The organism is Sulfitobacter sp. THAF37, assembly GCF_009363555.1.
Lineage (GTDB): Bacteria > Pseudomonadota > Alphaproteobacteria > Rhodobacterales > Rhodobacteraceae > Sulfitobacter.
The window spans coordinates 1,245,614-1,257,163 of sequence record NZ_CP045372.1; the positions used below are offsets into that span (position 1 = coordinate 1,245,614).

General features: G+C 65.9%; 10 protein-coding genes. 5 read left to right on the top strand and 5 right to left on the bottom strand.

Features of this window, described 5'->3' with window-relative positions; all coding sequences use genetic code 11:
* The first annotated feature begins 69 nt into the window (after positions 1-69).
* Together FIU94_RS06195 and FIU94_RS06200 are read left to right on the top strand one after the other, a co-directional pair.
* Entirely contained in the window at positions 70-720 is a 651-nt protein-coding gene (locus FIU94_RS06195) for a DUF1007 family protein (protein WP_152464953.1), read from the top strand.
* Positions 705-1,640 (top strand): nickel/cobalt transporter, encoded by a 936-nt coding sequence (locus tag FIU94_RS06200; RefSeq protein ID WP_152464954.1) that lies wholly within the window; start codon positions 705-707, stop codon positions 1,638-1,640. Before FIU94_RS06195 ends, FIU94_RS06200 begins: the two co-directional genes overlap by 16 nt.
* On the opposite strand, the gene FIU94_RS06205 is transcribed toward FIU94_RS06200, so the two are convergent.
* The 4 genes from FIU94_RS06205 to FIU94_RS06220 are packed head-to-tail and all read right to left on the bottom strand — an operon-like array spanning position 1,637 to position 8,377.
* Positions 1,637-3,682, bottom strand: coding sequence for a hypothetical protein (locus tag FIU94_RS06205; RefSeq protein WP_152464955.1), 2,046 nt, complete (start codon positions 3,680-3,682; stop codon positions 1,637-1,639). The genes FIU94_RS06200 and FIU94_RS06205 overlap by 4 nt on opposite strands.
* Positions 3,679-6,468 (bottom strand): DUF4159 domain-containing protein, encoded by a 2,790-nt coding sequence (locus FIU94_RS06210; RefSeq protein WP_152464956.1) that lies wholly within the window; start codon positions 6,466-6,468, stop codon positions 3,679-3,681. Before FIU94_RS06210 ends, FIU94_RS06205 begins: the two co-directional genes overlap by 4 nt.
* Positions 6,465-7,373: a DUF58 domain-containing protein gene (locus FIU94_RS06215; RefSeq protein WP_254702626.1), complete on the bottom strand. Its 909-nt coding sequence runs from the start codon at positions 7,371-7,373 to the stop codon at positions 6,465-6,467. The genes FIU94_RS06210 and FIU94_RS06215 overlap by 4 nt, the downstream gene beginning before the upstream one ends.
* Entirely contained in the window at positions 7,370-8,377 is a 1,008-nt protein-coding gene (locus FIU94_RS06220; RefSeq protein WP_152464957.1) for a MoxR family ATPase, read from the bottom strand. Before FIU94_RS06220 ends, FIU94_RS06215 begins: the two co-directional genes overlap by 4 nt.
* A 69-nt stretch (positions 8,378-8,446) precedes the next feature.
* Between FIU94_RS06220 and FIU94_RS06225 the strand changes: the two genes are divergently transcribed.
* Genes FIU94_RS06225 through FIU94_RS06235 form a run of 3 tightly spaced genes read left to right on the top strand, consistent with a single transcriptional unit; the run spans position 8,447 to position 10,015 of the window.
* The gene (locus tag FIU94_RS06225; protein ID WP_152464958.1) at positions 8,447-9,031 is read left to right on the top strand and encodes a DUF1285 domain-containing protein; all 585 of its coding nucleotides are present in this window, start codon (positions 8,447-8,449) and stop codon (positions 9,029-9,031) included.
* 4 nt (positions 9,032-9,035) lie between these two features.
* Positions 9,036-9,791 carry a hydroxypyruvate isomerase family protein gene (locus FIU94_RS06230; RefSeq protein ID WP_152464959.1) on the top strand — a complete coding sequence of 252 codons (756 nt, stop codon included), beginning with the start codon at positions 9,036-9,038 and terminating at the stop codon, positions 9,789-9,791.
* Positions 9,788-10,015, top strand: coding sequence for a DUF2798 domain-containing protein (locus FIU94_RS06235; RefSeq protein ID WP_152464960.1), 228 nt, complete (start codon positions 9,788-9,790; stop codon positions 10,013-10,015). The genes FIU94_RS06230 and FIU94_RS06235 overlap by 4 nt, the downstream gene beginning before the upstream one ends.
* A 19-nt stretch (positions 10,016-10,034) precedes the next feature.
* On the opposite strand, the gene FIU94_RS06240 is transcribed toward FIU94_RS06235, so the two are convergent.
* The gene (locus FIU94_RS06240; protein ID WP_152464961.1) at positions 10,035-11,498 is read right to left on the bottom strand and encodes a fused MFS/spermidine synthase; all 1,464 of its coding nucleotides are present in this window, start codon (positions 11,496-11,498) and stop codon (positions 10,035-10,037) included.
* Positions 11,499-11,550: the final 52 nt, after the last annotated feature.

An 11,550-nucleotide genomic window follows, 5' to 3' on the forward strand; every position in this document is an offset into this window, starting at 1 on the left:
GGCCAACGCCTGCCACAGTCGTTCCGACAGCATTGCTGGCCCGCGCGGCATAGGCTAGGAGTGGCGACGATGAAACGCCTGGCTGCCATCCTGTTTCTCTGCCTGTCGGCCCCCCGGCTGATCGCCCATCCGCATGTCTTCGTGGACACGGGGCTGACACTGCACTTCGATGCCGAGGGCCGTCTGGCCGAGGTGGAAGTGACCTGGATGTATGACGAACTCTATTCCCTGCTCGTTACCGAGGACATGGAACTGGACCAGGACTTTGACGGCAAGTTGACGGACGAGGAACAGGCAAGGCTGACCGGGTTCGACATGCAATGGATCGAAGGCTTCAACGGTGATCTGGAGATTTCGCAGGGCGGTACCGAACTGCGGTTGTCCGGGCCTCGCGACTATACCGGTGTGCTTGAGGACGGCCGCGTGATCACCACCCATTTTCGTAGTGTCGACGGCGCTGCGGCGGATGGCCCCCCTTATGAAGTCAGACCCTATGACCGGACCTATTACACCGCCTACGATGTGACGCTGCCCGTCACCATCGAGGGGCGGGACGGATGCCGCAACCGGGTCGAAATGCCCGACCTGACCAAGGGCTTGGCGGCAGTACGCGATGAACTTGCGGCGCTTGATGCCGAAACCGACCCGGAAGATGCGGGACTGCCGAACATCGGTGCCGATCTTGCCACGACCGTGATCGTTACATGCGACGCCTCCTGACGTTTGCCGCGCTCGCGGTGCTGCTGGCCTTGGCGGCGATCTGGTATCTCGGTGGGTTCGATCAGTTGAGCCTTTGGGCGGCGGGATTGCAGCGGTCGTTTCAAAACACCATAGCAGGTGCTTTGCGTGCCACGCGGGCCGGGGATGACGGCGCGGTGCTGGCGTTGCTGGGGGCCTGTTTCGCCTATGGCCTGGCCCATGCGGCGGGTCCCGGTCACGGCAAGGTGCTGATCGGCGGCTATGGCATGGGCAGCGACGTGCCCATGCTGCGCCTGTCCCTCATCGCGCTGATGGCGTCGCTGGGGCAGGCGGTGACAGCCGTTCTTCTCGTCTATGCCGGGGTGCTCCTGCTCGATCTGGGGCGCGAGGCGCTGGTGGGCGTAACCGAAGACATCATGGCGCCGGCCAGCTACGCCGCGATCACCGCCATTGGCCTGTGGCTGCTGTTGCGGGGGGCGCTCAAGGTGCGGGCGGCTGTGGTCGTAGGCGCAGACCGCGCCCATGATCATGCGCACCATCACCACCAACACGCCGACGTCGACGCTGACGGGGTCTGCCAGGATTGTGGTCACGCCCACGGTCCGACGCTTGATCAGGTGCGGCAGGTGCATTCTCTGCGCGCGGCGCTGGGCCTGATCCTGGGTATTGCCATCCGGCCCTGCTCCGGCGCGCTCTTTGTTTTGGTCATCACCTGGCAAATGGGCATCGCGGGCCTTGGCATCGGTGGTGCGTTTGCGATGGCCCTCGGCACCGCCCTGGTGACTGTCGCCGTGGGGCTTGCAGCTGGCGGCCTGCGCGGCGGCCTGCTGGCGGGCATCAGCGGGTCCAAGCGACTGGCGAATATGGCCGCAGTCCTCGAAGTTCTCGCAGGGATCGTCGTGGTTTTCCTGGCCGGTGGGCTGCTGATCCGGTCGCTCTAGCGCCGACCCTCGCGCAGCCAGGCGCCTGTGATCAGAACCGCCGAGAGAAGCAGTACCAGCCACCCCGGTAACAGCGGTGTCTGGGTGACATCGCGCGTCTCGTAGGCGTCGCGCGGGGTCAGGCCCAGCCAGCCGCGTCCTGCGGCGGGCCTGCCGGGGCGTACATCGCGCAGGCGTGGCAGCCCTTCTTCAAGCCGCGCCACCCCGCCGCGCAGGCTGTCCACCAGCGGACGCATGACCGTGTCGCTCGCGATCGTCTCGACGAATTCACGCGGCGCGGCAGGACCCAGGCCGATCACCGCGTTCTGTTCGCCGTTCGCCAACCGGTAGAGCCCGATTTCAGGACCTTCGAAGACGGTTTCGAACACACCGGGCGAAACTTCTTCCAGCGTCAGTTCCACAGTGTTGCCGTCGGGGGCTGTCACCGTGACCGGCGGCACTGTTTCGTCCAATGTCCGGCGGCGGATGCGCATGGTGCGACCTTCGGCGGTGGCGGTCAGCGCCTCTTCCTCCAGCTCCGGCTCTTTCATCATCCAGTGCGCGAGGCGGCGCAGCAGTTCCAGTTGCGGGCCGCCGCCCTCGTAGCCGCGGTTCCACAGCCACGCGTGATCCGACGCCAAAAGCGCCACCCGGCCTTCGTCCACCCGATTGAGCACCAGCAAAGGTCGTTCGTCCACGCCTTCCATCACCACATTCCCCTGCGGGTCGGTGACGTCGATCTGGCGCAGCCAGCGGCCCCAGTCCCCGGCAGAGGGCAGGCCAGCGGTCACGGGGTGTCGTTTGCCGATGTCCGTTACCTTCGGCAGGTAGGGTTCCTCGATGACCCGTGCGGTCGTCGGCGTCGCGGGCAGCACGGCCCCCAGCGGAGAGCGGAACAGGCTGTCGGCGGTCGCGAAATCCGGCCCTGCCGCAACCAGCACGGCGCCACCCTGGCGGATGTAGTTCGCGACGTTGTCCAGGTAGAGCGATGGCAGAATCCCGCGCCGTTTGTAACGGTCAAAGATGATCAGGTCGAAATCCTCGATCTTCTCCATGAACAGTTCACGCGTCGGGAAGGCGATGAGAGACAGTTCGTTGACCGGCACGCCGTCCTGTTTTTCCGGCGGACGGAGGATGGTGAAATGCACCAGGTCGACCGAGCTGTCGGATTTGAGCAGGTTCCGCCAGGTGCGGCCGCCCGGATGGGGTTCGCCGGACACCAGAAGCACCCGCAAACGGTCGCGCACGCCGTTCATCTGGATCAGCGCCGTGTTGTTTCGGTCGGTCAGCTCGCCCTCGGCCTCTGGCAGGGTGAACTGGATCACGTTGCGTCCGCCGTGGGGCAAAGTCACCGGCAATTCCAGATCTTCGCCCACAGGCACCTGGAAGCTTTGCGGTTCGTCCCCGTCGATGGAGATATCGAGCTGGACCAGCGTATCATTGGCCGGGGCCGCGCCCAGGTCGTCGATCCGCAGGGTCAGGGTCACAGGCTCGCCGATGATGGCAAAGGCGGGCGCGTTGCGAACCGACAGGCGCCGGTCCCAGTCGGTTTCCTCTCCGCTCATCAGCAGGTGCAGCGGCGCGGGCAGGTCGATCGGCGTGTCGGCGTCGTGGATACGCCCGTCCGAGATCGCCAGGATGCCCGCGATGCGCGCGCGGGGTTCCTCGGCCATCGCGTTCGACAGAGCGGTCACAAGCTCGGTGCCAGCGTCTCCCGCGCCATCGGGCACGGTGATGCGGCGCAGTTCCGTGTTCGGGCGGGCGTTGATGCGCGCGGCCAGCGCAGTGGCGGCTTCGCGCGACTGTGCGGCGCGGTCGCCCAACCCCTGGCTGGCGCTTTCGTCCTCGACCAGGAAGACGATGTCTGTCAGCGGTGCTCGGTCCTCCTGCTGATAGGACGGATTGGCCAGGGCCCCCAGCACCACGAGCGCCGCCGCCGCGCGCAGACCCCAGCCGTTCAACCCCCGCAAGATCGCGAGGATGACCGATATCGCGGCGACAATGGCCACCACGAGGAGCAGTGCCATCGGCACAAGGGGGTCAAAGACGATTGATGCGCTCATTGGCCCAGCCGATCCAGTAGGGCAGGCACATGGACCTGGTCCGACTTATAGTTTCCGGTCAGCACATGCATGATCAGGTTCACGCCGAACCGGTTCGCGATTTCCCGCTGTCGTTCTCCGGCATAACCGCGACCGATGGGCAGCAGGGGGGCACCGTCGCTGCGCACGGCCCATGCCGCGGCCCAGTCGTTACCGCCGATCACCACGGGTGTTACACCGTCGTTGAGATTGCGGAACGGCATCCCTTCGATCTGTTCCGCATCGGGCGGAGAGGCTTCCACCCAGACATCGCGGCTGTTGTAGCGGCCAGGAAAGTCCTGAAGCAGGTAGAAGGTGCGCGTCAGGACATGATCGGCGGGCAGTGTCTCCAGCGGGGGAATATCCAGCGGTGCGGCGAGTTCCTGCAGCTTGCGGCCATTCTGGCTGGTGCCGCTCAGGCCCGCGATGTCGGCGTCGCGCGTGTCGAACAGGATCATTCCACCGGACCGCAGGTAGGTGTTCAGCTTGGAATAGGCTTCGGACGAGGGGCGCGGCTGATTCGGTGTGATCGGCCAGTACAGCATCGGGAAGAATGCCAATTCGTCGGTTTCAAGGTTTACAGCGGTGGGGGGCGCTGGCTCGACCGAGGTGCGAAAGAACAGCACATCCGACAGCCCCTGCAACCCGGCCGCAGCAATATCGTCCACTTCGCTGTCGCCGGTGATGACATGCGCCAGCGTGACCTCGTTTGTCGCCGCGAGGGCGAAGTCTTCTTCTTCCGTCGTCTGGGGGGGCGTAGTCTGCGCGTCCGCCGGGGCCAACGGCAAACACAGTGCGAGGATCGCCGCGCCTGCAACCGCCCCGCTTTTGCGTCCCAGCAGGCGTCCCGACAGGGCCAGCGATGCCACCACATCCGCCAGGAGCAGCAGGATCGCAAGGCTCAGAAGCCAGCCCGCGATGGGCTGTTCGGGTGGCACGGCAAGCCCGCGCAACGGCACACCGGCGGGCCAGCTCGCCGGGGTCAGAGTGCTGTCGGCGGCAAAGACGTTTCGGGCGAGCCGTCGATCCGCATTGCCGTAGATACCCGGTTGAAGGTCCGGCCCTGCCGGTGCGCCGATCAGATCGGGGCCGTCCACACCCGGCAGCGTGCCCGCGTCCGACAGCACCCCGTATCCATCCATGATCCGCAGCGGTGTCCAGGTCGTGCCTTCAAGGTCGCCCGCGTCGGGCTGCGCCGCGGAAGAGGAAACCGCCAGCCGTTCCATCATCTGCACGAAAAGGCCGGAAAGGGGCAGTGTGGACCATTCCGCGGTGGCGGTCACATGGAACAGCACGATCTGCCCTTGCCCGACGGTCTTGCGCGTGACCAGTGGGGTGCCGTCACTCAGCGATGCGATGACACGGTCGGCGAGGGTCGGATCAGGCTGGGCCACGACTTGGGCTGTCACGGTCACGTCATCGGGCACCGGCAGGCCGTAAAAGGGGGAGGTGTCGCGGAATGCCGCCAGCGACTTCGGCTCTCCCCAACTCATCGCACCGCCCACGCTGCGCCCGCCCGCGCGCAGGCGGACCGGCATCAGGGGGTCTTCGTCGACGCGGCTGACATCGCTGGCGGCGATCCGCGGTCCGGCAAAGCGCACCAGCATCCCGCCGTTTTCGATCCAGTCGGTCAGCGGTTCGGATTCGGCCGCAGAAAGGGTCGCGATATCGGCCAGCACGATGACATCCGGGTTTGCTGGCAGCACATCGGTGATCGACCCGTCGATCAGGTCCGCCGTCGGCGCCAGCGCCTGTTCGATGTAGTGGAGAGGCGACAGCAGTTGTAGTCCCTCGCGGTCGTTGCGACCGCCGATCAGCGCAACTTCACGGCGGCGCAGGGCGTCGTCCACCAGCGTCACCGCCCCGGCAGAGCGTTGACCGGCGATGACGAAACCGGTGATGCGCGACCGCAGTTCGGCGGGCAGCGACACCTCTGCGGTGGCCGTGGTCTCGCCTTCGGCGAAAGTGCCGGTCGCGGTGGCAAGGATACGGGCATTCCCGGCGGGATCGCGGCCCTCGGCCTGGATCGTCACGTCGCGCGCGGGACCGGGGGCCGCGCGGGCCACCTGCAGGTTCACCACGCTGTCCGCATAGGTCGCGGGGCTGATCGCCAGCACGTTCGCCGCCGTCTGATAGACCTCCACGTCGCCCCGTGACTGCAGCGTCTGCAGCATTTCGCCGCGGCCCTCAAAGTCCAGCCCGTCGCTGAACCACAACGTATCAAAGCCATCCATACCGTCGACGATGGCCGTCGCGCGTTCAATATCCGCCGAAGACGGCTGCCAGGGCGCTGGCGCGAATCCGGCGATCCGGCTGCGCCACACGTCCGCGGCCTGGAATGCCGGTTCTTCCGGGCGGGTGAGGGTCAGCATTGCCACCGTCCGATTTGCGCGGGCGGCGCGCGAAAGTTGCGCCTCCACCGCCTCCATCTGCTGGGGCCAACGGGTCGCCCCGGCCCAGGTGCCGTCCAACACGATCAGCAGTGGCCCGTTGCCCCGCGCCTGATCCTCTTGGGGGTTCAGGACCGGACCGGCAAGGCCCAGAATGATCGCCGCGACCGCCAGCATCCGCAACAGCAGCAGCCACCAGGGCGTGCGGTCAGACACGCTTTCGTCGTCCTTCAGCCCCAGCAGAAGCGCCACGCCAGGGAACCGCCGCCGGATGGGCGCGGGCGGCACCGCGCGAAGGATCAGCCAGAGGATCGGCAGCGCCGCCAGCGCGGCCAGCAGCCAGGGGGCCGTGAACCCGATTCCGCCCAGAACCGTCATGCCGCAACCCCCGCGCGGGCATCCAGCGCCGAATAGAGCCACAGAAGGGCCGACTGCGCTGAAGCGTCCGTATGATGCACACCGTAGCGCCAGCCGGTCAGGGCGCACAGGCGCTGAAGCTCGGCCTTGCGCTCTGCCAGCCGCGCCAGATAGCGGTCGCGCAGGTCGTTTGCCTTGAGCGTTTCATGTCTGAGCGTGCCGCCGACGCTTTCGAATATGGTGCGGCCTCGGAAGGGGAAGGCCTCTTCCGAGGGGTCGAGTACGTGGTAGAGCACACCGCGCACTCCGCGATCCGCCGCTTTGGTCAGTGCAAGCTGCACGCCGCTCATGTCGCCCATGAAGTCCGAGATGAAAACGGCGCGGGCATGGGGAATCATCGCCCGGTGCTCCGGCGGGCTGAAATCCGCCGGGTCGTCTTCGCAGAACACCTGTGCCAGCCGCAGAAGCTGTGGGTTGCCGCTGCGGGGCGGCAGGCGTGTGCCGGTCAGGCCGACCCGTTCACCCCCCCTGAGCAGAAGGATCGCCAGCGCAAGGCCCAGCACACGCACGCGGTCGGCCTTTTGCGGCAGATTGGGATCGCTGGAAAAACGCATCGATGCGCCCTGATCTATCCACAGCATCACTGACTGCGCGATCTGCCATTCGCGCTCGCGGACAAATTCCTGATCACCCATGGCGCTCCGCCGGTAGTCGATCATGCGGCGGCTGTCACCGATCTGCGCGGGACGATATTGCCAGAAATCATCGCCGGTCCCGGCGCGCCGACGCCCGTGGGCGCCCAGCAGGACCGCGCCCGCCAGATGCTCGGCCCGGGCCAGCAGGGCCGGCAGACGTGCGGCTTCCTCCTCGGCACCGGCCCGCAGTGTCGTGGGGGTATGGTTGCCGGAGATCGGGGTTTCGGTCACGCTGCCGCCTTGGTTCCGGAAAGACTGGCGGCTGTTTCCTCTATAAGGCCCTGAAGGCTGTCCCCCCGCGCCCGCGCGGCGAAGTTGAGCGCCATGCGGTGGCTCAGAACCGGACGGGCCATGTCGATCACGTCTTCCGCGGAGGGGGCAAGCCGGCCCTGCAACAACGCCCGCGCCCGGACCGCCAGCATCAGAGACTGCGCTGCGCGCGGACCGGGACCCCAGGCGACGGTTTCGCGCACGCGTGCGCTGGCGCCTTCCTCTTCCGGGCGGAAGGCCCGCACGAGGTCGAGGATCAGCTCGACCACCGATTCGCCCACCGGCATCCGCCGCAGCAATCGCTGTGCGGCCAGTAACTCGGCCGCCGTGAAGACCTGGGAAGATTGTTCCTCCGTCTCGCCCGTGGTGGCCAGAAGGATATCGCGTTCGGTCGCGCGGTCGGGATAGGCCACGTCGATCCGTACCAGGAAACGGTCCAGCTGCGCCTCCGGCAGGGGATAGGTGCCTTCCTGTTCTATCGGGTTCTGTGTCGCCAGCACGTGGAACGGTACGCCCAGCGCGCGGCTTTGCCCCGCGACGGTCACGGTCTTTTCCTGCATCGCCTGCAACAGCGCGGATTGCGTCCGCGGGCTGGCGCGGTTGATTTCATCTGCCATCAGAAGCTGACAGAACACCGGCCCCTCGATAAAGCGAAAACGGCGCGATCCGTCCTCTGCGGTGTCCAGCACTTCTGAGCCGAGAATATCGGCGGGCATCAGGTCCGGCGTAAACTGCACGCGGTTGCCATCCAACCCCATGACTGTGCTCAGGGTCTCCACCAGCCGTGTCTTGCCAAGGCCGGGCAGTCCGATCAGAAGTCCGTGCCCGCCGCACAGGAGCGCGGTCAGGGTCAGTTCGACCACCCGTTCCTGACCGATGAAGCGCCGCGTGATGGAGTCCTTCGCTTCGGCCAGTTTGACGCCCAGCGTCTCGATCTCGGCGACCATGTCTTCCGCATCACTCATGACAATCGCGTTCCTTGGATTATATCGGTTAGTCTAAGTGTATCTCTCAAATCGGGAATGGCAAAAGCAATGAGTGGACAAAAAACCGTGACCCCCTCGGCGGAAAGCCTCGCAGAGTCTGCAAAAGCGGCAAAATCGCGCGGAATGCCCCCGCTGGAAAAATGGGACCCGCCGTTTTCCGGAGATATGGACATGCAGATCCGGCGCGACGGAACATGGATTCATGAAGGCACGCCCATCAACCGACCGGAACTGGTCAAGTTGTTCGCATCGATTCTGTGGCGCGAGGGGGATGACTATTTCCTGAAAACGCCGGTGGAAAAATTCGGCATCACGGTAGAGGACGCTCCCTTCATCGCCATCGACTTCGAGGCGGAGGGTGAGGGAGAGGATCAGTCCCTGCATTTCGTGACAAACGTGGAGGATCACGTGACCGCCGGGCCGGACCATCCTATCCGGGTCGTGCGCGACGACCAGACGGGAGAACCCGCACCCTACGTTCTGGTGCGCCGCAATCTGGAGGCGCTCATCGACCGCAAGAGCTTTTACCGCCTGGTGGAGATGGGTGTGCACCGGCAAGGGTGGTTTGGCCTGTGGTCAGGCGGCAGGTTCTTTGGCATGATCCCGTCCGAGGAATTGCCGCAGGGCCAGTGATACCGTGAAATTCGCCGCCAACCTGAGCCTTCTCTGGCCTGAGCTGCCGTTTCTCGACCGGTTCGATGCCGCGGCAGCGGCGGGCTTCGACGCGGTCGAGATTCTGTTTCCCTACGATACGCCCGCTCCGGAAACGCAGGCGGCGTTAGGCCGCAATGGTCTGTCGCTGATCCTGATCAACGCGCCCCCGCCCAACTACACCGGCGGCCCGCGTGGGTTTGCCGCGCAACCCGATGCGGTGGACCGGTTCCGTCACGACATGCGCCGTGCCTTTCGCTATGCCACGGCGCTGGGCGTGCCGATGATCCATGTCATGGCCGGAGAGGCCCAAGGCGATGCGGCGCGCGCTACTTTCATCGAAAACCTGCGCTGGGCTGCGACGGAGGCACCCAAGGGCATCAGCCTGACGATCGAGCCGCTGAATCCCGTGGCGATGCCCGGCTATTTTCTGAACGACTACGCTTTGGCCGCCGAAATCCTGGCCGCGGTCGCGGCCCCCAATGTCGCGCTGCAATACGACAGCTACCACGCGCAGATGATCCACGGCGACGCGGTGGCGGTGCTGGATGCATATCGCGACATCATCGCCCATGTGCAGATCGGCGACAGCCCCGACCGCAGCGCGCCGGGCAGCGGAGAGGTGGACTTTGACCAGCTTTTTGCCCGGCTCGAAGCGACGGAATATCAGGGGTATGTCAGCGGTGAATACCACCCCGGCGGTCCCACCGAGAAAACCCTGAACTGGACGAAGCGCCGATGATCCCCGCCAGATACGCCCCGATCCTCTTTGGCCTGATCCTGTCGGGGCTGATGTCCAGCATGGTCTCCGGCATTGCCACACTGCGTGCCGCCGGGCTAGGCGAGGGGGTATTCCTGCTTTGGATGGGCGCATGGATGACAAGCTGGGCCATCGCCTTTCCGGCGGTCCTGCTGGTCGCGCCGCTGACCCGCCGTCTGGTGGACCGGCTGGTGCGCCAAGGATGACGGGCGGCAGCGCGCCGGTCTACCGGTGCCCGACCCAGCCGCGATCGTCGGTAAAGGCGCGGGCCTCCGCGATGCGGGCGGGTACATAACCGCCAGGCACGGGATCCAGAGGGTCAAGCGGTTGGGGAGACGCGGCAAACAGGACGTTGGTGCGTCCCCGCGCGTTCACCTCACCGCGAACGACCTGGATATGCGGATAGACCTGGCGCAGGATCGCCTGCACGCCGCGCGCCAAGGGGCCATCGGGCGCGTCCAGAAGGTTGACGTAGACCGGCCCGTCGACGATTTCGCGCAGTCGGGCAAAGGTCTCTACCGTGACAAGGTGCGCCGGAACCGAGCCGGAGGAAAACGCATCCATCACCGCGGCATCGAAGCGGCGGTTCGTCTCGTTCAGCAACACCCGTCCGTCCGCGTGGACGATCCCCAGCCGATTGCCGCCTTCCGGTTCTTCGTTAACCACATGGCCGGTCCCTGCGATCATGTCCGAGGCGTGGGGCATGTGCATCCGCACCACCTTTGTCACCAGCGGGTCAATCTCTACCGCCAGCGCGCTGGCTTCGGGGCGCGAAGACAGCAGCTTTGTCGGTAGGCTGTATCCGCCGCCGCCGACGAACAGAACCGATGTGTCCGGCCCCAGATCGCGGTCCATGCGTGCCCAGATCCAGTCGGTGTAGCTCAACGCCAGATCAACGGCACCATCTTCCGCCCCGGTTGGCGGCAGACGTTCCGCAGCCTGGATCGTGCCGTCCGAGATCAACCGCACTTCCGGGCCGCGCTGGGACACATGCAGGCAGGACAGCCCGGATTCGTACTGACAGGCCGGTGCGCCCGCGACGCCGGCAAAGGCAACGAAACCCGCAGCCGCCAGTGTAACGCCGCGCGTGCCTGTATCCCCGCCGCGCAGGAACGGCAGGCACAGCAATGCCGAGGCGCCGCAGGCGGCGAAAGTGGCGGTGGAGCCGATCAGCGGCAGGGCCACGAAACCAGCGAGGATGGCACCAAAGATGGCGCCTACGGATCCGGCTGCCAGCACAAAGCCCAGCGAAGACCCTTCTCGTCCCGGCCGCGCCTCTATGGCGAGTTTGGCCAGCAGGGGCGAGGGGATGGTGACACAGACCGAGGCAGGGAAGAACACGACGATCACGCTCAGCATCATACCGCCCGTGCCGCGTGCGCCCCATGCGTGGATCAGGCCCAGCAGTGTGGGCGATACAGCCATCAATACGGCAGTCGCGACCAGCGCGCCGCGTACGTCGCGCAGGGCTTTCGCGCGGGGGCGTTCCGCCACGATGCCACCCAGCGCACTGCCAAGCGAGAAGCCACCCAGAACTGTCGCGATCACCGTTGTCCAGGTCAGCAGTGAGGTGCCGAAAAACGGCGCAAGCACGCGGCCAGCAGCAATTTCATAGGTCAGCCCCACGGCGGACAGGGCGAGGATCAGGGCGATGATGATTGAAAAGCGGATAACGCTCTCCTGTGACATGTCCGGGCGCATCACCCGCGTGAACGAGGAGGAAGCGACGCGGTCAGGGATC

What these genes read in the sequence shown, in the direction of transcription:
- FIU94_RS06240 (WP_152464961.1), bottom strand. Translation starts at nt 11,498, where the DNA reads ATGTCACAGGAGAGCGTTATCCGCTTTTCAATCATCATCGCCCTGATC.
- FIU94_RS06205 (WP_152464955.1), bottom strand. Translation starts at nt 3,682, where the DNA reads ATGAGCGCATCAATCGTCTTTGACCCCCTTGTGCCGATGGCACTGCTC.
- FIU94_RS06225 (WP_152464958.1), top strand. Translation starts at nt 8,447, where the DNA reads ATGAGTGGACAAAAAACCGTGACCCCCTCGGCGGAAAGCCTCGCAGAG.
- FIU94_RS06200 (WP_152464954.1), top strand. Translation starts at nt 705, where the DNA reads ATGCGACGCCTCCTGACGTTTGCCGCGCTCGCGGTGCTGCTGGCCTTG.
- FIU94_RS06220 (WP_152464957.1), bottom strand. Translation starts at nt 8,377, where the DNA reads ATGAGTGATGCGGAAGACATGGTCGCCGAGATCGAGACGCTGGGCGTC.
- FIU94_RS06210 (WP_152464956.1), bottom strand. Translation starts at nt 6,468, where the DNA reads ATGACGGTTCTGGGCGGAATCGGGTTCACGGCCCCCTGGCTGCTGGCC.
- FIU94_RS06235 (WP_152464960.1), top strand. Translation starts at nt 9,788, where the DNA reads ATGATCCCCGCCAGATACGCCCCGATCCTCTTTGGCCTGATCCTGTCG.
- FIU94_RS06195 (WP_152464953.1), top strand. Translation starts at nt 70, where the DNA reads ATGAAACGCCTGGCTGCCATCCTGTTTCTCTGCCTGTCGGCCCCCCGG.